Below are 21,031 nucleotides of genomic sequence, written 5' to 3'. Positions count from 1 at the left end.
CCGAACATTTCGGCTGAAACCGTTCCATGCACGCCATTTCGTAACGCGCCTCCGCCTCCGCCGATCATCCTCGTACCACGCGAAGCGAATACGTGTTCGGCATCGCGGTCGTAGCGGGCGCGGTGTCGGGACGGCGTGGGCCGGGCAGGGGTGGAGAGTGCGGGACGAGCTCAGCAGGTACCGGTTGGTCCGGTTACTGGGCAAGGGCGGCATGGGCGAGGTGCACGTCGCCGAGGACACGTCGCGGCACAACCGCCAGGTGGCGGTGAAGCTGCTCCCGACCACGGCGTTGAGCGACCCGGAGTCGGAGAAGCGGTTCCGCCGCGAGTGCGAGCTGGCCGCGCAGATCGACCACCCGAACGTCCTGCCGGTGTACGACTACTCGGTCGGCCAGCACCCGTACATCGTCATGCGCTACGTCGACGGCGTCGACCTCTCGACGGTGCTCAAGGAGCGCGGGGCGCTGCCGCCGGCGCGGGCGGTGGCGATCATCGAGCAGGTCGCGGCCGCGCTGGACGCCGCGCACCGCAAGCACCTGCGCCACCGGGACGTGAAGCCGTCGAACGTCATGCTCGAACCGGGCGCGAGGCAGGGCACGGACCACGCCTGGCTGTTCGACTGGGGCATCGCGCAGCCGATCACCGCCCAGCAGATCACCCGGCTGGGGCAGGTGGTCGGCACGCCGCACTACATCGCGCCGGAGCGGCTGGCCGGGGAACGTCCGGCCGACCACCGCGCGGACGTCTACTCGCTGGCCGTGGTGCTGTACGAGTGCCTGGCTGGGCGGAAGCCGTTCGAAGGCGACGACATGGCGGTGTTGGCCGGCCACCTGCACCGTCCCCCTCCCCCGCTGCCTCCGGCTGTACCCGACGGACTGGCGCGCGTGGTGGTGAAGGGTTTGGCCAAGGAGCCTGACCAGCGTTATCAGGCGGCCGGTGAACTGGCTTTCGCGGCCCGCGCGGCGTTGGAGGACGTCCGGCCGGCACACGTTGACCAGACGCAACCCCCTCGCACCGGCGATCCCGTCCCGAGGGCGCGGCCGAACGTCGCCGTGGGCGGTGGCGTGGCGGGTGGTGTGCTCGGCGCTCTGCTCGGTGTCGTCGGTGTGCTGGACGGGGTGACGGCGGTGTGGGTGGCCGGTGCGTTGGTGGTCGCGGGCGCGTTGCTGGGGTTCGGCCTGCGTGGCGACGGCGGGGGTGGGCGTGACGCGGAGCCGGGCGATCCGACCCGGGACGTCGGCTCGGACTCGGACTCGGACGGGTTCCCGAGGTCGGGCTCGTAGCGTCGGCGTCACCGAACCCGCTGTCCTGGCGCGAAACCAGCGCCGTGCTCGACGACGTCCCCGGCGAGCGCCGGTGGAATGAACGGAAGGCTGAACACGTGGTGGACGTGGTACGGCGAAGACTGGCCGCTGCGGGGGTCCCGGGCATCACCGCCGATTCGGCACCCCCGGAAGCGATCAAGGCGAACGTGTTGAGGGTCTTGGTGGACACAGCCACCCCGACCCCGCCGGACCTGCGGTTGCTGCACACCGGGCTGTCCGGCGCGGGACTGTCGGGCGGGGTAGCCGAAGGTGGGCGGCGGTGACGTCGGCGCGGAGTCGGTCTGCGGTGCGGGTGGCGGCGCTGATCACGGGTGTCGCGATCATCGCCGTGGTGGCTGTGGTGGTGGCGGACCGGGTGCGTGGGGGCGCGGGGGCGCAGGGCGATTGCGCCGCGTCCACCTCGGCGGTCACCGGCATCATCGGTTCGGAGAAGGAGTCCTTCTTCAAGGACCCGCGCGTGGTCGAGCGGCTGGCCTGCCGTGGGTTGCGGGTCACGGTGGACAGCCAGGGGTCCCGCGAGATGCTCGTCGCGCTGCGCAAACCCGGCCACGGCTACGGGTTCGCGTTCCCCTCCAGCACACCGACAGCACAGAAGATCCTGGGCGAGTTCGGTCTGACCGAGAGCTTCCCGGTGTTCTCCTCGCCGATGGTGGTGGCCACGTTCAACGGCGTGGCGGACACCCTGGAGCGCAACGGCGCGGTGCAGGCCGAACCGGACGGCAGCCGTGTCGTGGACGTGGCGACGCTGCTCCGGTTCGCCCGCGAGGGCACGACGTGGAACCAGCTGGAGGGCGCGGCCGAGTACCGGTTCCCCAAGGCGGTCGAGCTGCGCACCACCGATCCCCAGGACTCCAACTCGGCGATCATGTTCCTGTCCGTGGCCTCCCACGTGGCCAACAACGGCTCCGTCGTCCAGACCTCCGAAGAGGTCCAGCGGGTGGTGCCGGACCTGTGCGCGCTGGTGGGGCGGCAAGGCGACAAGCAGCGCACCAGCCAGGACCTGTTCAACGACTACCTGACCAAGGGCTACGGCCGGGTCCCGATCGGCCTGGTGTACGAGGCGCAGTTCCTCACCAGGTCTCCCGCGCCCGTGCTGCCGCGCGACGCGGTGATGCTCTACCCGCGGCCCACCGTGTACTCGCGGCACACCCTGATCCCGTTCGACGACACGGGCAGGCAGCTCGGCCGGGCCCTGCGCGACGACCAGGTGCTCGTGGGGCTCGCCGCGGAGCACGGCTTCCGGCCGGAGTCGCCCACGGCACAACCGGTCGGCGCGGACAAGTCGCCGGTCTCCGTGATCGAGTCGCCGTCGTTCGAGGTGCTGGAATCCATGCTGGACGAGCTGGCTCGCATCCAGCGTTCCGGGAAGGGGTGCCCGTGAGGCGCCACCGCACGCGCCGCCTCCTGACAGCGGCCCTGACCACCGCAGCCCTCACCGCGTGCACCGCCACCGCACCGGACCCCGCCCCCCAGTCGACGGCGTCGCTGTCCGGACCGCCCACCACGCTGCGCGTCCTGGCGGGCAGTGAGCTGGCGGACCTGCGGCCCGTGCTCCAGCAGGCCGAGCAGGCGACCGGGGTGAAGGTCGAGCTGGAGTTCACCGGCAGCCTCGACGGGGCGCAGAAGGTCGCCGAGGGCAAGGCCGACGGCGTCCACGACGCGGTGTGGTTCTCCTCCACCCGTTACCTGCGCACGATCCCCGAGGGCCGCAGCCGCCTGGGGTCCGAGGCGCAGGTCATGACCTCACCGGTGGTGCTCGGCCTGCGCGAGCCGGTCGCCCGCGAACTGGGCTGGGACCGCGCGCCGGTGACGTGGGCGGACGTGGCCGCGGCGGTGGACCGCGGCGCGCTGACCTTCGCCATGACCGACCCCGCCGCGTCCAACACCGGGTTCTCCGCGCTGGTCGCGGTGGCCACCGCGCTGGACGGCGGCGGGCGCGTGCTCGACCTCGACGCGATCACCCGGGTCTCCGCACCGCTGTCGCGCCTGTTCACGGGGCACCGCATCACCGCGGGCTCGTCGGACTGGCTCGGCGACGCGTTCGTCCGCCGCGCCACCGGGGCCGACCCAGGCGAGCCGGTCGACGCCCTGATCACCTACGAGGCGTCACTGCTGTCGCTCAACCGGTCCGGGAAGCTGGCCGAGCGGCTGGTCCCGGTGTACCCACAGGACGGCGTGGTCAGCGCCGACTACCCGCTCACGGTGCTCAGCGGCGCGAGCACCGAAGCCCGTGACGCGCACCGGCGGCTGGGCGAGTACCTGCGCACCCCGGAGGCGCAGCGCGCCATCACCGAGCAGACCAACCGGCGTCCGGCCGTGCCGGGTGTGCCGTTGCCGCCCGACGTGCCCGCCAACCTGGCGGAGATCCCGTTCCCGGACAACCGGGCCGTGATCGACGCCCTCCTGGACGCCTACGCCGACCGACTGCGCCGCCCGGCACGCACGGTCTACGTGCTGGACGTGTCGGGATCGATGGAAGGAGAGCGGATCGGGCAGCTCAAGCAGGCGCTCAGCGGTCTCACCGGCGCGGACGAGTCCTTGGCCGGCCGGTTCTGCCGCTTCCGCGGACGCGAGGAGGTGATCCTGCTGCCGTTCAACCAGGCGCCGGGCACACCCCTGACGTTCACGGTGGACGAGGCCGCGCCCCAGACCACCCTGACCTCCATCGGCGCCGCGGTCCAGGGCTTGGCGGCCGGTGGCGACACCGCCGTCTACGACAGCCTGATCCGCTCCTACGAACTGCTCGGCGACACGCGCGACCGGTTCGCCAGCATCGTGCTGATGACCGACGGCGAGAACCGCCAAGGCGTGGGGCTACCGGAGTACCGGACGTTCCTCGGCGGTCGGTCGGATGCCGTGCCGGTGTTCCCGATCCTGTTCGGCGAGGCCGCCGAGGGCGCGATGCGCGAGGTCGCGCAGGCCACCGGCGGAGCGGTCTGGGACGCCCGGCACGAACCGCTCGACCGCGCCTTCTGCCAGATCCGCGGCTACCAGTGACCGGAACACCCGAGGTCGTGGCGTCATCCCGACGCCACGACCCGACCACGTTCACGCATAAGCTGCCGATCACGCGCTAGCAGGGCTTTTGCCAAGTGCTCGGCGAGTGGCCAACCCGGTCGACCCACTCCTTCATGGGAGCGCTATCATCATCCGATCAATGGACGGAACCGCGGGACAGCGCGAGGAATCGACATCACCACACTAATGTCGATCAGACGCGCCCCTATCGGGCATCCGACTCATTCACGCGCCAATTCGCCGATCACTGTCGAGAAATGGCCGAGGTCGTGAAAAATAGGGGGTTGCTCGGCCATTCGGCTCTGTACAGGATGTGACTGTCCTGTTGGGATGGCCCGATGTACAACGCTATTGTAATAGGTGGCCGGTGTGCCGGGGCCGCTGTCGGGACGCACCTGGCCCGGCGAGGACTCCGGGTGTTGGTGGTGGACCGGTCGCGGTTTCCCAGTGATGTGCTGTCCACGCATTTCGTCTGGCCGCACGGGGCTTCCTACCTGAACCGGCTGGGGATTCTGGACCAGGTCCGGGCCGTGACGCCCGCGCACACCAACGTCACTGTGGTCAACAACGGCATCTCGTTACGCGGCAGCGTTCCCGACGAGCTGCTGCGCAACCAGTTCCGGTTGCTGCACGACGACGACAGCGGGATCACCACGGACTACTTCTCGATCCGCCGACACGTGCTGGACAAGATGCTGGTCGACAACGCGGTGCAGGCCGGAGTGGAGTTCCGTGAGGGGTACACCGTCAAGGAGCTCCTGCGGGATGAAGACGGAACCGTCATCGGCATCAAGGGCCGGGACGGCACGGTCGAGCACGCGCAGGTGGTGATCGGGGCCGACGGGCGCAACTCTTTCGTCGCGCGCGCTCTCGGAGTCGAGAAGTTCGACGAACGGCCGCGGTGCACGTTCGCCTATTGGAGCTACTTCAGCGGCATCCCCGACCGCGAGGCGCAGATCCACCGGCGCGGCCGGCTCGGGATGGCGATGGCCTCCACCAACAACGGGCAGACCATGGTGCTGACGTGGGGCCCGAGTGAGTGGGCCGCGGAGTTCCGGGCCGATGTCGAGGGCAACTTCCACCGCGCGCTCGGACTGATCAGCGAAGAGGCCGCGGACACCGTGGCGGGGGCGCAGCGGGAGGAGCGCTTCTACGGGACGCTCGACCAGGCCGCGTACCTGAGGCAGCTGCACGGGCCCGGCTGGGTGCTGGTCGGCGACGCCGCGTCGTTCAAGGACCAGTGCACGGCGCTCGGGATCACCCACGCCCTGCGCGACGCGGAGCTGGCCGCCGAGTCGGTCGGCCGGTGGCTCGGCGGCGAGACCGACCGGGACACCGCCATGGCCGGGTACGCCGCCAAGCGGCGCAGCCAGACCGCCGCGGCCTACTACGACTACGTGTGCACGCTCGCGGAGATGAAGCCGCTGCGGCACGACGAGCTGCAACTGTTCGCGATCCTGCGCGGCAACCAGGCGGAGATCGACCGCTTCATCGCCACCCACGTCGACGTGGCGCCGGTCTCGGAGTTCTTCGACCCGTCCAACGTGTTCCTGCTGAACGACACGGCCAAGGAATCCTCGCTCGACCACAGCGCGTTCGCCGACTTCGAGGCGACATACCGCGAGCACCAACGGAACCCGTTCCTGCGGGTGGAAGCGGAGGCGGCCCGATGACCGGCACCCTGGCACACCAGCGCGAGGACGGCGAGGTCGTCGCCGCGCTCATCGCCGCGGCCGACGCGGCGGGCACCGAGCCGCTCGCCGCCGCCAAGGCCGTCGCCGAGGCCGCGCGCGAGGTGTCGGACATGATGCGGAACTGGGCGAGCCACATCCCGTGGGAGGACCTGGAGGAGCTGGACACCCTCCAGGAGGACGAGGTGGTCCGCTTCTTCGGCGAGGACTACCCCGCGATCCGGGCCGACCTGGAGCCGATGTGGGAGCCGGCGACGACGGCCGCGCCCTCGATCGACCCCGACGAGGACTACGCGCTCGACAAGAACGCCTACGACTTCTTCCGGCCCGTCGGGGCCAACCTGCTCGGCCGGACCGAGGAGTTCCACGGCTGGGTGGAGGCGCGCAGGCGCACCGAGACCTGGCAGTACTCCCGGGTCCTGGAGGCGGCGCCCGGCGGCGTCGCGACCATCACCAACGACCTGAGCAAACCCGCCCGGGGCATCAACTTCAACTCCCAGGACTACCTGTCGTTCAACGCCCACCCGGAGATCCGGGAGGCGGCGGTCAGGGCGATGCGCGACTTCGGCCCGCACAGCGCCGGGTCGCCGATGGTGCTGGGCAACACCCGCATCTCCGACGAGCTGGAGGCCGCCCTCGGCGAGCTGGTCGGCCTTGAGCACGTCACGCTGTTCTCGAACGGGTGGTCGGCGGGGTTCGGCACCGTCACCGGCCTGGTCCGCCAGGAAGACCACATCCTGATCGACCGCCTGGCCCACTCGTGCCTCCAGTCGGGAGCGCGTGCGGCGACCAAGAACATCACCCGCTACACCCACCTCGACGTCGAGGCCGTGCGCACCCACCTGGCCCGGATCCGCACCACCGACACCCACAACGGCATCATGGTCATCACCGACGGCCTGTTCTCGGTTGACGCCGACTGGCCGGACGTCGTCGCCCTGCAAGAGGTCTGCCACGCCTACGACGCGACCCTGCTGGTCGACGTCGCCCACGACCTCGGCTCGATGGGTCCCGGCGGCACCGGTGTACTGGGCATGCAGGACATGCTGGGCAAGGTCGACCTGGTCATGGGCGCGTTCTCGAAGACCTTCGCCTCCAACGGCGGCTTCGTCGCGGCCAAGTCGCCCGCGGTGAAGCAGTACATCAAGATGTTCGCCGGGCCGCACTTCTTCTCCAACGCCCTGTCACCCATGCAGACCGCGGTGGTGCTCAAGGCGGCCCAGATCATCCGCACCGACGAGGGCGAGGCCCTGCGCGGACGGCTGTTCTCCGCCATCCACGCCCTGCGCGACGAGCTGACGACGCGCGGGTTGACCTGCATGGGCTCGCCGAGCCCGATCGTGCCGGTGCTGATCGGCAACGAGAAGCTCGCCCGCACGGTCAACCGCCTGCTGTTCGACCGCGGGGTGCTCGCGTTCATGGTCGAGTTCCCGGTCACCCCGACCGGCGCCTCGCGCTTCCGGTTGCAGGTTCAGGCCGCGCACGAGCCGGAGCAGGCGAGGGAAGCGGCCCGCATCATCGACGAGGCCCTCCGGGACGCGAAGGGGTACCTGTCCAGCGCGTTCGGCAACTCTTTCTAGCTTGCCGCGGGAGAACTCCCGGTGGATCGGACGTTGTCACAGCGCCGCTCCGCCGGGAGTTCTCTTGTTCGCGGGCCGGTTCTAGGAGGATCGGGCGGCGCCGGCCGTGAAGAGGGGCTTGAGCAGGACGCCGATCAGGAGTCCCACCAGGAGGTCGGCCACGGCGGCGATGGCGATGCAGTCCCACGTCGACAGGTTCGGGCGGCCGGATGCCAGTAGCGGCATGGCGGCGGCGAACACCGCCATCCCAGCCAGTCCGGCCAACAAGGAAACGGTGAACGACGGTGTGAACCGGTCCACCACCCACACCACGAGTCGGAACCCCACGTACGGCAGCAGGGCGATCACGAGCGCCTGCAACAACGTGCCGGTCCGGTTCTGCGTGGCCACCACGGCGATGCCCGTTGCCAGGATCAACCCGGCCGCCGTCAGCCCGGCGACCGCCTTGGGCGACGCGCCGGGAATCCGGTTCACGCCGTGGGCGAAGAGGTAGGCGCTCAACGCGGCGACCAGCACGCCGACCAGCATCGGCCAATACCACTGGGACAGCAGTGGGTCGACGAGCGCCACCGCCGCCACGGCCATGAGCACACCGGCGAGCCTGACTCCCCAATCGCCTCTCATGACGCCTGTATACAGAGCGTGCTTCGTCGTTCACAACCCGCCGTAGTCGTGGCTTCGACCTCACTGATCACCTGGCTTGTCCCCCGCGCGAGCTACGCACAAGTGTCCACTGCGCGGTGACGTTTTCGGGCCGGCGAATCCTTAGCGTTCGGGTAACCGCGGCGCACCGTGCCGCGGACACCTCACGAAGGATTGGTCATGCGAGTGTTGTTGCAGCTCGGGGCGGTCGCGCTGGTCGCTTTCGCGGGCAATGCGATCGTCGTCGCAATGCAGTGGAACATGCTCTTCACCCTCGTATTCGGTTTCGGCACGGCGGCGCTGTCGCTGTACGTGTACGCGTGGGTGGTGCAGCGGACGGAGCGTCGGGCGCCGATCGAGGTCGCGTTGACGGGAGCCGCCCCCGCGTTCGGGCGAGGGCTGCTGATCGGTCTCGGCATGTTCGCCGTCGTCATCGCGAACATCGCGTTCCTCGGCGGCTACGACGTGCTGGGCTGGGGTTCGCCCGCGGGTGCGGTGACGTTGCTCGGCTACATGGCCGCCGCGGTCGTGGTGGAGGAGCTGCTCTTCCGCGGCATCCTCTTCCGCGTCATCGAACAACGCATCGGCACGTGGGCGTCGCTCGCGCTCACCGGGCTGTTGTTCGGTGCGGCGCACCTGTTCAACGCGAACGCCAACTTGTGGACCGCGTTCGCCATCGCGGTCGAGGCGGGATTCATGCTGGCCGCCGTCTACGCCGCCACACGCAACCTGTGGGTGCCCATCGGCGTGCACTTCGGCTGGAACTTCGCCCAAGGCGGCATCTTCAGCACCAGTGTCTCCGGCGGGGACGCTCCGCAAGGGCTGCTGGACGGCGTGACGTCCGGCGCGTACTTGCTCAGCGGCGGCGAGTTCGGCCCGGAGGCGAGCGCGTACTCGGTGCTGGCCGGCGTCCTGGTGACGGTCGTGTTCATGTGGCTGGCCCGGCGGCGGGGCAACCTGGTGCCCCTGCGCCGCCGCTCGGCCCCCGCCACTACGCTCGCCGGGTGACCGTCCTTCGGCAGGTCCCCGACCTGTGGCGGCGCTGGGACGTCACGGTCCGGGACGTCCCTCTCGCGCTCGTGCTGGCGCTGGCTTCGCTGGTACCCGCCCTGCACAGCCGGGGAACGCAGCTCGGCGACCTGCCGACCCGCCCGATGGACGCGTTGGCCGTGGCCGTGGTCGCGCTGGAATGCCTGCCGCTGATCGTGCGCAGGCGGTGGCCGATCGTCTGCCTCGCACTGGTGTGCGTCGGGTTCGCGGCCGATCAGCTCCTCGGCTACCACGCGGTCGCGGGCACCGCGCTGCCCATCGCGCTGCTGAGCACGGGGCTGCACCTGGACCGCCACCGGCGCGCCGCCGCCGCACTGGCCTCCGCGGCGTACGTGCCGTTGGCCCTCGCGCTCGACCGGAACGGGTCCACCGAGGGCGTGGCCGGGTTCGTGACGTTCTACCTGGTGATGGCCGCCGCGTGGGCGACCGGGGCGTGGCTCCGGCAGTCGAGGGCCGCGGAGGTGGAGCGCCGCCGTCACGTGGCCGAGGCGACCAGGCTCGCGGAACGCACCCGCATCGCCCGGGAGCTGCACGACGTCGTGACCCACCACGTGACGGCGATGGTCGTGCAGGCCGAGGCGGCGCGGTACCTGAGCGGGTCTCCCGAACGCCTCGACCAGACGCTGGGCGCGATCAGCGACACCGGCCGCAGGTCCATCGCGGACCTGCGGCACCTGCTCGACCTGCTGAACCCGGACCACGACGCCGATCCGCGCACGCCGTCCGTCGGCGAGCTGAGCGCGCTCGTGGAGCAGACCAGGCAGGCCGGGCAGCCGGTCGAGTTCACCGAGGAGGGCGTGCCGCCGGCGGGGAGCGCGAAGGTGGTGGCGTACCGGGTGGTGCAGGAGGCGTTGACCAACGCGCTCAAACACGCGCACGGCAGCCGGACCACGGTGCACGTGCGGCACGGCGAAAGCGAGATCGTGGTGGAGGTCGGCACTGAAGGCGGGGGTTCGTCCGCCGCGTCGCCCGGTGGCAGCGGTCGGGGTCTCACCGGGCTGCGCGACCGGGTCGACGTGCTCGGCGGCGAGTTCAGCGCGGGCAGGCGGGACGGCGGCTTCGTCGTGCGCGCCCGCATCCCGGCGGAGAACCCGTCGTGACCGCACCGGTGCGTGTGCTGGTGTGCGACGACCAAGCACTGATCCGCACCGGCTTCGCGACGATCATCGACGCGCAGCCGGACATGGAGGTCGTGGGAGAGTGCGGGGACGGGCGTGCCGCGATCGACCTCGCCGAGCGGCTTTCCCCGGACGTGGTGGTGATGGACGTCCGGATGCCGGTGCTCGACGGCATCGAGGCGACGCGACTGTTGGCGGGCACGGGCGTGGCGAACCCCGCCAAGGTCCTCGTGGTGACGACGTTCAACCTGGACGAGTACGTGTACGAGGCGTTGCGCGCGGGTGCCAGCGGGTTCCTGCTCAAGGACGCGCCGCCCGCGCAGCTGCTGCACGGCATCCGCACGGTCGCAACAGGGTGGGGGCTGCTGGCGCCCGAGGTGACCCGCCGGCTCGTCGGCCGGTACGCCGAGCGGATCAGGCCGGTCCCGGGCACGCCGGACGACGTTCCGCTGTCCACGCGCGAACTCGAAGTGCTGCGCCTGATCGCGGACGGCCTGTCCAACAGCGAGATCGCCGCGACACTGGTGCTCAGCCACGAGACCGTCAAGACGTACGTGTCCCGCATCCTCACCAAGCTCGACCTCCGCGACCGGGTGCAGGCCGTCGTCTACGCGTACCGGCACGGCCTGGTGGCCTGAGACGTCAAGCGGGCTGGTTGTCCACTGTGGACGCAGATGGTCACCCGGTGATCGCGGCCGCCAGTCGGAGGGCGAGGCCGGGCGCCGACGCCGGGTTCTGGCCGGTGATCAGGCGACCGTCGACCACCGTGTGCGGCGCCTTGTCCGGCGCTCCGCTGTACACCGCGCCCCGCGCCTCCAACGTGCGCTGGAGCGGGAACGGGACGACGTCGGTCAGGCCGCGGGTGTGCTCGGCCTCGTGCGAGAACGCCGTCAAGTGCTTACCTGCCACCAGGTTGGTGCCGTCGACGAGCGTCGTGTTCACCAGGGCGGCTTGGCCGTGGCAGATGGCGGCGACAACCCCGCCCCGCTCGTGCACCGAACGGGTGAGGTGCTGGATGGCCGCGTTGTCCGGGAAGTCCCACATCGCACCGTGGCCGCCGACGAAGTACACGGCGGCGTAGTCGGTCGGCTCCGCATCGGCCACCGGGATGGTCGCCCGCACCTTGCCGCCGCCGTCGGCGTGGGCGAGGAAGTCCGCGTGCCCCGGCTCTGATCCGATCATCGGTGGCCGGCCACCGAGCGGCGACGCGAAGTCGACGACCACGCCGGCCGCGCGCAGCGCCCGCCACGGCTCTACCGTCTCGCCGAGGTGGAAGCCGGTGGGCGTGCCGGTGTCACCGAGGACGCCGTGGCTGGTGAGGACGAACAGGGCGCGAGGACTCACGAGGTACCTCCGGATGGACGGGCGGATGTTCCGACGAGCACGGCCGCAGCCACTAGCGCGACGGCGTAGGTGATCAGAGTGGGCCGGTAGCCCAGCGACGCGGCGAGTGGTTGGGCGAGCGCCGCTCCCGCGAACAGCACGCACGTGTTGACGGCGATCGCGGTGCCCGCCGCGGCCGGGACCAGGGTGTGCAGCAGCCCCACCAGCCCCGGCACGGCCAGTCCCATCCCCGCGACGACGACCACGCTGCCCGCCACCGCGATCACGGGCAGGTCCGCACCCGCGAGAGCGACCAGCATGCCCACCGCGGCGGTGAGGAACCCGGCCACCGGCACGTGCCGCGGTCCGCGCCGGGACAGCAGACCCGACACCACCGGCGCGACGACCAGCGCGATCGCACCGACCGCCCGGACGCCGACCTGCCCGGACGCGGTGATCCCGGTCGTCGCGGCCAGGTGCGGGCCGAGCACCGCGTACACGGCCACGAACCCGCCGAACACCGTTGGCGCCGCCGCGAACACGGCCACCGCCGGCCAGGTGGTCGCCAGCCTGGCCATCGTCCGCGGCGCACCACGCCACGACGTCGACGCGACCGGACGATCCGGCGGCAGCAGGCGGGCGAGGACGAACGCGGTGGTCGCGTAGCACACCGCGCCCACCCAGAACGGCAGCCTCCACGCGTCCACGGCGAGCGCTCCCACCGCTTGGCCCACGACGCCCGCGCCGAGCAGCCCTCCGGTCACCGCCGTCATCACCGTCGCCCGGCGCTCCGGCGCGACCCGCTCGGCCACCAGGACAAGCGCCACCGGTGCGAACGACGACGCGGCGAACCCCTGGAGCGCCCGGCAGGCCAGGAACACCTCCCACTCCGTCGCCACGCCCGCCAGCACGGTCGCCACCGCGGTGGCGACCGTGCCGACGACCAGCACCGCCCGGCGGCCGACCTGGTCCGACAGCGGCCCGAAGACCAGGAACCCCACCGCGTAGGCGATGGCGAACGCGCTGCCCGCCCACACCGCGGCAGTGTCGTCCACCCCGAACACCTCGCCGAACGTCGGGCTCAGCGGGATGGCGAGGTACAGCTGCGCGGGCACCAACAGGGCCAGGGCGACCAGCGGCGCCACTTGCACGCCGGTGAGCCCGCCGACCGGCGCCACCGGGGCACGGCTGGCCGTCATGGGTACTCCTCACGATCGAAAGGCGGTGCCGTGCGGGCACGCGGAAGCCCGCACGGCACCCTGGTAGGCGGGGTCAGATCCCCGCGAGGGCGGACAGTTCCAACGGTTCGACCTCGTGTCGGGCGGCCTCGTCCCGGTGTTCCGGGATCTGGTAGCCCCACTGCGCCCACAACGCGCGGGCGCCGGTCTCGGCAACCCGACGCACGTTGGCCAGGTTGTCGTCCACGAAGATCACCGACGACGGGTCCACGCCGCGGCGTGCCGCGAGGTCGCGCACCGCGTCCGCCTTGGCCCCGCACTCCCCGTACACCTCGGCGACGGTGGAGCCCAGCGCGTGCCGGTCGAGGATCGCCCGTACCGACGCGTCGTCCTTGGCGGTGATGATCGCCACCGAACCCGCGTGCCGCCGCAGTGCCTCCGGCAACCCCGGGTACAGGGTGTGCAGGTCCAGCCAGAACTCCGGCTCACGTTCGCGCAGCCAGGCCCGTGCCGCGCCGGCCGCCTCGGTGAACGCCGCCACTTCGACGGGGTCGATCGAGGCGAACAGCGCGTCGAACTCGCGCTGCGTGACCACGGCGTCGGCCTCCGGGTGGTGGGCGACGACGAAGTGGTCGAGCAGCCGGGCGTAGTCGCGGACCTTGCGGAACCGCGCCACGAACTCCCCCGGCACCGCCTCCAGGTGCTCGCTGCCCGGCGTGCCGCAGTCGTGCCTGTGCACACCGAACCAGGTGATCAACGCGCACTCGGCGAGCGCGTCGCACACCACGCCGTCGAAGTCGAGCGCCAGGACCCTGCCCGTCACGCGGCGCTCAGCTTCTCGGTCGTCTCGAACACCGCGCGCATGAAAGCGCCCATGTACCCGTAGTACGAGCAGGTGATGATGTTGCCGTCGACGATGACGTCGCTGTCGACCACCTCGGCGCCCGCGTTGACGACGTCGTCGCGCAACCCGATGTAGGCGCAGGCCCGACGACCGCGCAGGACCCCTGCGCTGATCATGATCCACGGGCCGTGGCACAGCCCCGCGACGACCTTGTTCGCGTCGGCCATGCCGGCGACGAAGTCGAGCACCCGGTGGTCCTGGCGCACCCGGTCCGGCGCCTCGTGCCCACCGGTGAGCAGGACCGCGTCGTAGGCGTCGACCGCGAGGTCGTCGAACGAGATCAGCGGACGGGCCGTCTTGTCCATCGGCAGCGGCACGCCGTACTTGCCGGTGACCTCGTCGGCGTTCTTGGTGGCGATGTCGACTTGCCAGCCCTCTTCGAGGAGCCGGTAGTACGTGTAGACGACATCGTGGTCCTGGAAACCGGGACCTGTGATGATGACCGCGCTGCGGCTCATGGTTGAAGTTCCCCCCTGTGGTGTGGTCGATCGGTCCGCTTAAGCCGCACGGCTGATCGACAGGTAGTGCAGATCGGTCTGCGGACGCCTGCGGTCGTCCGCGTGGCCGGTCAGGATCGTGACGTCGGAGTGCACGACGCCGGCCATGCACAGCGGCACGTGGAACAGGTCCTCGGGCCGCCTGCGGTAGAACAGGTCCATCCCGGTGCGCAGCTCGAACCGGAACCGGCCGTCCGGGGCGCGGTCGCGCATCCGGGCGTTCGGGAAGGACGGGATGCGGCGCATCGGGTGCTGGTCCGCCTGCCGCGACTCGGTCTCGTACCCCTGGCCGGTGCGGCTGTAGTCGTCGGCGAGCCTGATCAGGTCGAACTTGTTGCGCGGCACCTCGACCTCGATCAGCTCCAGCGGTTCGTCGCCGGTGTTGCGGGTGCCGTGGAACGCGCCCGGCGCGATGCGCAGCACCGTCCCCGCCCTGACCGGCACCTCGGCGCGGTCCAGTCCGGTCGTGACGCCCCGGCCGCCCAAGCAGATCAGGTACGTCAGCTTGCGCGGGTGCACATGGACCGACGTGCTGTGCGGCGGGCTGATGTGCAGGGCCCAGAAGTCGAAGAACTCGTCGACGTAGGCCCGGTACTCGTACCCCCACGGCTTGGGCACCACCTCGTCCAGGTGGGCGTCGGCGTCGAACTGCTCGTTGGCCGTGCGTGCTCCCCCACGCACGAGCCGGGTGAGCGCCTTGACGTCGGCGTTGCCCGCGTCGAACCGGACCACCCCGGACCCGGTGTCGACCTCGGCCGGCGCCCGCGGCGCCAACTCGGCCACTTCTTTCATGATCCCCCCAGTTTTCCCCCGAGAACTGATGGGAAAAGTCAAACACGCGACGAAAGGGGCAATCAAATAAGAATCCGGATACCACCCATAAGCGGCTATTCTCGAAATACCGTGGACAAACCTGTAACGCCGGCGCGGTGGATCACGACCGGCGCCGTCAGCCGACCGTGATCGCCGCCAATTCACGCACGACGGCCTCGGCCACACCGGTCGCCGACGCCGGGTTCTGGCCGGTGACGAGGCGTTCGTCGACGACCACGTTGGCCGCGAAGTTGTCGGCCGGCACGTGCACCGCGCCCCGTTCCTCCAGCCGGCTCTGCAACAGGAACGGCACCACCCGGTCGAGGCCCACCGCGGCCTCCTCGGCGTTGGTGAACGCCGCGACCCGCTTGCCCGCCACCAGCGGGACGCCGTCGGAGAGGGTGACGTTCACCAGGCCCGCCGGACCATGGCACACCGCCGAGACGACCCCTCCCGCCTCGTAGATGTCCCTCGCCACCCCCGCCAACGCCGAGTCCTCCGGGAAGTCCCACATGGTGCCGTGGCCGCCCGCGAACAGGATCGCCGCGTACTCCCCCGCGTCGACCTGGGCCGCGGTGGGCGTGGCCGCGAGCTTCGCCGCGACCACCTCGTCCGCCAGGAAGCTCGTCTGCGCCGCGTCGGAGGGATCGACCCCGTCACGCGGCGGGTTGCCGCCCCGCACCGACACCAGGTCCACCTCGTAGCCCGCCTCGGTGAACACCCGCCACGGGTGGGCCGCCTCGGGCAGGTAGAACCCGGTGCTCCGGCCGGTGTCGCCCAACCGCTCGTGGCTGGTCAAGGCGATGAGGATCTTCTTCCGCTCGGACATTCCGTTCCCCCTTGTGTTGTCTCTTCCGGTCGCACGGCGTATCACTCACCTCCGCGCGCCGGTCGAGCGTAAGCTCGGCGACCCATCGGAATCCAATGCGTCTCCTGGCACACTGCCATCGGATTATCGATGGTTAGGATGCACGCTGAGCCAGGGAGGTGCGGATGGAACTCGACCTCATGAGGACGTTCCTGGAGGTCTACCGGGCGGGGACGCTCACCGCCGCCGCACGGTCGCTCGGCCTGTCCCAGTCGACCGTGACCGCGCACCTGCGGGCGTTGGAGCGGGAGCTGGACCAACAGCTGTTCGAACGGCTGCCGCGTGGTGTGGCGCCGACGGCGGTCGCCGACGAGCTGGCCGCACGGGTCGGCACGCACATCGACGCGCTGGTCGCCGTGGGTCGGTCGCGGCCGGACCGCGGCCTGTTCGCCCGGCCGGTGCACCTGGCCGGCCCGGTCGAGCTGACCACGGTGAAGGTGCTGCCGTCGCTCGCGCCGCTGGTCGAGCAAGGGCTGCGGCTGCGGGTGAGCACCGGGCTGGCGGACGATCTGCTGGCCGGGCTGCCGACCGGGCGGTTCGACCTGGTGCTGTCCACCGTGCGGCCGCGGACCAGGGCGACCACCGCCGTCCCGCTCACCGACGAGGAGTTCGTGCTGGTGGCGAACCCGGACTGGGCGCGGCGGATCGGCCCCGGGCGGGTGGCGGCCGAGGGCGCCGCGGCGCTGCGGGACGTGCCGCTGATCGCCTACGCCGAGGAGTTGCCGATCATCCGGCGGTACTGGCGCAGCGTGTTCGGGCACCGCCCCGCCGCCGCGTCGGCCGCCGTGGTGGTGCCGGACCTGCGCGGCGTGCTGGCCGCGGTGGTCGCGGGCGCCGGGATCACCGTGCTGCCCCGGTACCTGTGCGCGGGCGAGTTCGCCTCCGGCGCGCTGGTCGCGCTGCTGGAGCCGGAGATCCCGCCGATCAACACGCTGTACCTGGCGACCCGCGCGGGGAGCGAATTGACGCCCGCAATCGCGGCCGTACGCGCCCACCTGTTGATGCAGAGCAGGCTCTGGCAATGATCAGGTAACTCTTGCGCTGATCGGAGTAACGTTTTCCTATAGGCGCGGATCGTATACGTGCGCGCATCAGGGGGAAGTGTCGCCGAGGTCCGCATCTGGGGGGAACAGATGGACTACTCGTTGTTGGCCACGTGCCTGGCCGTGTACCGCTGTGGCTCGCTCACCAAGGCGGCACGGGTGCTGGGGATCTCGCAGCCCGCGGTCACCGGGCAGATCCGCGCGCTTGAGGGCGCGCTGAGGCAGCCGTTGTTCACCAGGACCGCGAAGGGCGCCGTGCCCACCGACGCGGCGCACGAGCTGGTCCGCGACACGGCGGACGCGCTCGACGCGCTGGAGGCGGCGGTGTCGCGGCGGGTGCGGCCGGAGGAGCTGACCGACCGCACGGTGCACCTGGCGGGCCCGTCGGAGGTGATGTCGTGCCGGGTGCTGCCCGCGCTGTCGGATCTCGTCGCGGGCGGGTTGAGGCTGCGGCTGACGTTCGGCCTGACCGACGACCTGGTGTGCGGCCTCACCGAGGGCCGGTACGACATGGTGGTCTCGACCCGGCTGGACCGCGCGCCGGGCATCGTCACCACCCCGCTGATGGACGAGAGCTTCGTCCTGGTGGGCTCGGCGGAGTGGGCCGCGAAGATCCCGGCCGACGCGATCGACCGAGGGGGCGCGGGGGCCCTGGAAGCCGCCCCGCTGATCTCGTACGCCGACAACCTCCCGATTATCCGCCGCTACTGGCAGACGGTGTTCGGCTACAAGCCCACGGTCGTGCCGCAGGTGACCGTGCCGGACCTGAGGGCGGTGCTGGCCGCCGTCCGCGCCGGGGCGGGCATCTCGGTCCTTCCTACGTACCTGTGCTCGGACGAGGTGGACGGCGGCGCGGTCACGGTCCTCTACCACCCGGAGATCGCCCCTCTCAACACCCTCTACCTGGCCACCAGGGCCACCGCCGGCCACACGCTGAACGCCGTGCGGACCCATGTGCTCGAACAGTCGCGTCACTGGTGATCCGGCATTGCGGTGACGGCCGTTGCTTCTCCTCCGGCACACGGGTAGAGCTGGTTCGCCCGCAGCCCGCCGTGCCGGAGGAGCCGCCGCGTGAATCCAGACCTGTTGAGCAACTACTTCGCCAAGCACCACGTCGGCCGTCGGCAGGTGCTGCTGATGGCGGGCGCCGCCGGGGCCGCCGCCTTGGCCGGCACGACACCGGCGAGCGCCGACACGCTGGACGACACGTTGTTCGACTACTCCGACCCGGCGAATCTGTCGGACTGGGCGCCCGGCCGTTACGGGCCCGACGACCAGCGTGGCGCGCTCAACGAGGTGACCCCGGCCAAGACGGCGTCGGCGCTCGCCCTGCTGCGCCCCCATCGCGACGTGAAGACGTACAACCTGGGTGAGCTGATGTGGAACGGCTTCCCGGCCGTGCGGATGGAGCCCCGCCGCACCTACCAGCAGCGGCTCACGGTCTGGGGGTACACGCCGCCGCCCGGTTTCCAAGCGGAGGGCGGCATCCTGATCGGCGTCGATCCCCTGGGCGTCAACAGGGTCAGCGTGCACGAGGAGAGGTTCGAGGCGGAGTCCTCGGCGACCCACCCGAAACCGCTCGCGACGACGTACCAGATCGGCAGCCAGCTCGACAACCTCAACCACATCGGCGCGGCCGAGTACTTCTACAACGGCTTCCGCGGACCCGACATCGCCAGAGGCCACGGCACCACGCGGCTGGGCAGCGAGAACATGGGACCGATCGTCACGCGCGGCGTGCTGTTGGACGTCCTGGGCGTGAAGCTCGCCCGGAACCGCACGGAGGACCTGGCCGACCCGGCACGCAACGGGAAGCCGCTGCTGCGCGAGAACTACCGCATCACGGTCGAGGACATCAGGGACGCCATGGACTTCGGCGGCATCCGCGGTCTCGAACCCGGTGACGTGGTGCTGTTCCACACCGGCTGGAACCAGTTGCTGGCGCGGCGCGATCCCGCCGACATCGCGCGGTGGGAGGGCGCGAAGGGCATGCCCGGCATCTACCTGCGCGAAGCCCGTTGGCTGGCACGGTTCCGACCGGCCGTCATCGGTGGGGACACGTGGGCGCTGGAGGTGTTCGGCAACCCGGTCAACGACGACGGCGCGGTGACACCGGTGCACCAGGAACTGCTGATGCGCCACGGCATCCGGATCAGCGAGTCCTACGTCGTCTCGGAACTGGCCGCGGACCGCGTGTACGAGTTCGTCTTCCTCGTGACCCCGCAGTACGCCGAGGGCGCGACAGCCGGGAACACCCCGCCCGCCGCGCTGGGCCAGCCTCGCCGTCGTTGATGTCCGGTGGGACGTTCGTGCTCAGGAGTAGACGCGGACCCAGTCGACTTCGAACACCGCTGAGCGCAGACCACCCGCACCGGTGAAGTTGTCCAGCTGGATGTTGAGGTGACCGGACGGCATCGCCTGGATGTCCGCCCGCCCGTCCGGGCCCGCGCCGCCGGACAGGCGGAACCACTCGACGCCGTCGACGTAGCCGACCAGGGCGTCGGGGGTCCACTCGAAGGCGAAGTTGTGCCACTGCGTCATGTCCATCGGGCACAGCTGGCGGTAGATCTTGTTGTCGTTCGGGCTCTTCGGGTAGTGCAGGAACGCCGACAGGCACTGCGCGTCCGGGTTGGAGTACTCGACCCAGTCGTACTCGCCGTCGATCAGCCGCTTCTCCGACGTCGGCCAGATCAGGTGCAGCGGGTGGTACAGGCCGCCGGAGGAACCGGTGTTGCGCGAGCGCGACCGGATCTCCCACTTGCCGTACTGGCGCTCCTGCTTCTGCTTGAGCCAGCCGGTGTCGCCGTTCGCCTCGCCCGTCATGGTCATGATCCCGCCGGCCACCGCCATGTTCTTGGCGCAGCGCCTGCCGTTCTTGGCGTGGCCTTCCCAGCAGCCCGCCGTGCCGCCGACCGTGCCGCTGGGCACCGACCACTTGGCCGGGTCCACCGGTCCGGTGTAGGCGAACTCGTCGGAGATCGGCTCCGGCGTGCCCCAGCCGTAACGGACGGCCGCCTGCGTGGGGTCACCCGGCGGGGTCGTCGTAGTGGTCGTGGTGGTCGATGTCGTAGTCGTCGTGGCGGTGGTGCTCGTCGTGCTCGTCGTGCTCGGGATGGTGGTGGTCGGGCTCGTCGTGGTCGGGTCAATGGTGGTCGTCGGTTCCGTGGTGGTGGGCGTGGTGGCGCCGACCCGGTAGTCGCACGCGGTCGCCCGGAAGCTCGCGCCGGCGGCGCTGTACTCGTGGTCGCTGAGCACGTTGGCCCGCACCGCACCGGAAGGCGCGGTCAGGTCGGCCGCGACACGCGTCCAGCCGGACGCCGGCAACGACACCCACGGGCCGTCGACGTGGCCCAGGTACCCGCTGTTGTCGCCCTCAGGCGAGGAGTACCAGTCCACCTCGACGCGGGCGCGACCGGACTGGGTGGCGGCGACGTCGTACCCGAACGTCCACCGCTCCCCCGCCCGCACCGGCTGCTGCGGCAGGTAGAGCGACGGGCTCGCCACCGCGTTGTTCTGCTGCGCGTAGGCGAACCTCGCCGCCTGGTGGTCGGCGACCGGCTCACGGGTGGGAGTCGCACCCCTCAGCGACCCCCACTCGGCCAACGTCTTGTTCAGCACCGGGTTGTTGCACGTCGACACGTTCGTCCCGGCGCCGACCGGGGGCTGCGCCACCGACACCCCACCGAGGACCAGCGCGGTCGTGACACCCACGACGCTTCCGCCGAGGACCCATCGTCTTCGCTGCACGGCCATGAGCTGATCTCCCTGCGGTTCGTTGACGGTCGTGCCGGAGCATGGCGACGAACGCTGGACGCCTGCTGACTGCCCGCTGATCGCCGAGGTCACGCGGCCGGACCAGGCGAATCAGCGCAGGCTCAACGCGTGGTCAGCGGTGGTCACCACAATCGGCGCGTCCGGGCATCCGGACCGAGCACCGTCAGACCGAGGTGAGGTTCGTTGACAACCTCCCCTCCCTGAAAGG

19 protein-coding genes are annotated in these 21,031 nt (G+C 70.8%); 11 read left to right on the top strand and 8 right to left on the bottom strand.

The genetic code is table 11. The features are described from left to right. The first annotated feature begins 157 nt into the window (after positions 1–157). The 5 genes from F4560_RS45460 to F4560_RS08155 all read left to right on the top strand — a co-directional run bounded on the left by F4560_RS45460 (position 158) and on the right by F4560_RS08155 (position 7,613). On the top strand, positions 158–1,282 hold the full coding sequence (locus F4560_RS45460; protein WP_184918268.1) for a serine/threonine-protein kinase: 1,125 nt from the start codon (positions 158–160) through the stop codon (positions 1,280–1,282). A 301-nt stretch (positions 1,283–1,583) separates the two neighbouring features. Then, positions 1,584–2,705: a hypothetical protein gene (locus F4560_RS08170; RefSeq protein ID WP_184918266.1), complete on the top strand. Its 1,122-nt coding sequence runs from the start codon at positions 1,584–1,586 to the stop codon at positions 2,703–2,705. Then, the gene (locus F4560_RS08165; RefSeq protein WP_312868811.1) at positions 2,702–4,321 is read left to right on the top strand and encodes a substrate-binding domain-containing protein; all 1,620 of its coding nucleotides are present in this window, start codon (positions 2,702–2,704) and stop codon (positions 4,319–4,321) included. The genes F4560_RS08170 and F4560_RS08165 overlap by 4 nt, the downstream gene beginning before the upstream one ends. A 359-nt stretch (positions 4,322–4,680) precedes the next feature. Then, entirely contained in the window at positions 4,681–6,015 is a 1,335-nt protein-coding gene (locus F4560_RS08160; RefSeq protein WP_184918264.1) for an NAD(P)/FAD-dependent oxidoreductase, read from the top strand. Continuing rightward, on the top strand, positions 6,012–7,613 hold the full coding sequence (locus tag F4560_RS08155) for an aminotransferase class I/II-fold pyridoxal phosphate-dependent enzyme (RefSeq protein ID WP_184918262.1): 1,602 nt from the start codon (positions 6,012–6,014) through the stop codon (positions 7,611–7,613). Before F4560_RS08160 ends, F4560_RS08155 begins: the two co-directional genes overlap by 4 nt. 81 nt (positions 7,614–7,694) lie before the next feature. On the opposite strand, the gene F4560_RS08150 is transcribed toward F4560_RS08155, so the two are convergent. Further along, entirely contained in the window at positions 7,695–8,237 is a 543-nt protein-coding gene (locus tag F4560_RS08150) for a hypothetical protein (RefSeq protein ID WP_184918260.1), read from the bottom strand. A gap of 198 nt (positions 8,238–8,435) precedes the next feature. On the opposite strand from F4560_RS08150, the gene F4560_RS08145 reads away from it, so the two are divergent. From F4560_RS08145 to F4560_RS08135, 3 genes are read left to right on the top strand one after another with little or no spacing between them, the layout of a single operon-like run. Then, positions 8,436–9,263: a CPBP family intramembrane glutamic endopeptidase gene (locus F4560_RS08145; RefSeq protein WP_184918258.1), complete on the top strand. Its 828-nt coding sequence runs from the start codon at positions 8,436–8,438 to the stop codon at positions 9,261–9,263. Further along, on the top strand, positions 9,260–10,405 hold the full coding sequence (locus F4560_RS08140; RefSeq protein ID WP_184918256.1) for a sensor histidine kinase: 1,146 nt from the start codon (positions 9,260–9,262) through the stop codon (positions 10,403–10,405). Before F4560_RS08145 ends, F4560_RS08140 begins: the two co-directional genes overlap by 4 nt. Further along, positions 10,402–11,061, top strand: coding sequence for a response regulator (locus F4560_RS08135; RefSeq protein WP_184918254.1), 660 nt, complete (start codon positions 10,402–10,404; stop codon positions 11,059–11,061). Before F4560_RS08140 ends, F4560_RS08135 begins: the two co-directional genes overlap by 4 nt. A gap of 40 nt (positions 11,062–11,101) precedes the next feature. On the opposite strand, the gene F4560_RS08130 is transcribed toward F4560_RS08135, so the two are convergent. The 6 genes from F4560_RS08130 to F4560_RS08105 all read right to left on the bottom strand — a co-directional run bounded on the left by F4560_RS08130 (position 11,102) and on the right by F4560_RS08105 (position 15,967). Next, complete coding sequence (locus tag F4560_RS08130; protein ID WP_184918252.1) at positions 11,102–11,767, bottom strand: type 1 glutamine amidotransferase domain-containing protein; 666 nt, start codon at positions 11,765–11,767, stop codon at positions 11,102–11,104. Further along, positions 11,764–12,945 (bottom strand): MFS transporter, encoded by a 1,182-nt coding sequence (locus tag F4560_RS08125; protein ID WP_184918250.1) that lies wholly within the window; start codon positions 12,943–12,945, stop codon positions 11,764–11,766. The genes F4560_RS08130 and F4560_RS08125 overlap by 4 nt, the downstream gene beginning before the upstream one ends. A 73-nt stretch (positions 12,946–13,018) precedes the next feature. After that, entirely contained in the window at positions 13,019–13,747 is a 729-nt protein-coding gene (locus F4560_RS08120) for an HAD family hydrolase (protein ID WP_184918248.1), read from the bottom strand. Beyond that, the gene (locus tag F4560_RS08115) at positions 13,744–14,286 is read right to left on the bottom strand and encodes a type 1 glutamine amidotransferase domain-containing protein (protein WP_184918246.1); all 543 of its coding nucleotides are present in this window, start codon (positions 14,284–14,286) and stop codon (positions 13,744–13,746) included. Before F4560_RS08115 ends, F4560_RS08120 begins: the two co-directional genes overlap by 4 nt. 39 nt (positions 14,287–14,325) lie before the next feature. After that, positions 14,326–15,117: a cupin domain-containing protein gene (locus F4560_RS08110; RefSeq protein WP_184918244.1), complete on the bottom strand. Its 792-nt coding sequence runs from the start codon at positions 15,115–15,117 to the stop codon at positions 14,326–14,328. 157 nt (positions 15,118–15,274) lie between these two features. Further along, complete coding sequence (locus F4560_RS08105; protein WP_184918242.1) at positions 15,275–15,967, bottom strand: type 1 glutamine amidotransferase domain-containing protein; 693 nt, start codon at positions 15,965–15,967, stop codon at positions 15,275–15,277. A gap of 164 nt (positions 15,968–16,131) precedes the next feature. Here F4560_RS08105 and F4560_RS08100 point away from each other — a divergent pair, with 164 nt between their 5' ends. The 3 genes from F4560_RS08100 to F4560_RS08090 all read left to right on the top strand — a co-directional run bounded on the left by F4560_RS08100 (position 16,132) and on the right by F4560_RS08090 (position 19,341). Then, positions 16,132–17,031, top strand: a complete 900-nt coding sequence (locus F4560_RS08100; protein ID WP_184918240.1) for a LysR family transcriptional regulator — start codon at positions 16,132–16,134, stop codon at positions 17,029–17,031. Positions 17,032–17,139: 108 nt separating this feature from the next. Then, positions 17,140–18,030, top strand: a complete 891-nt coding sequence (locus F4560_RS08095) for a LysR family transcriptional regulator (RefSeq protein ID WP_184918238.1) — start codon at positions 17,140–17,142, stop codon at positions 18,028–18,030. Positions 18,031–18,120: 90 nt separating this feature from the next. Further along, positions 18,121–19,341 carry a cyclase family protein gene (locus F4560_RS08090; protein WP_184918236.1) on the top strand — a complete coding sequence of 407 codons (1,221 nt, stop codon included), beginning with the start codon at positions 18,121–18,123 and terminating at the stop codon, positions 19,339–19,341. A gap of 21 nt (positions 19,342–19,362) precedes the next feature. Here F4560_RS08090 and F4560_RS46020 read toward each other — a convergent pair whose 3' ends face one another. After that, the gene (locus F4560_RS46020) at positions 19,363–20,760 is read right to left on the bottom strand and encodes a glycoside hydrolase family 16 protein (protein ID WP_221483398.1); all 1,398 of its coding nucleotides are present in this window, start codon (positions 20,758–20,760) and stop codon (positions 19,363–19,365) included. Positions 20,761–21,031: the final 271 nt, after the last annotated feature.

Source organism: Saccharothrix ecbatanensis (assembly GCF_014205015.1).
GTDB lineage: Bacteria > Actinomycetota > Actinomycetes > Mycobacteriales > Pseudonocardiaceae > Actinosynnema > Actinosynnema ecbatanense.
This window is presented reverse-complemented; position numbering and strand designations above follow the sequence as displayed.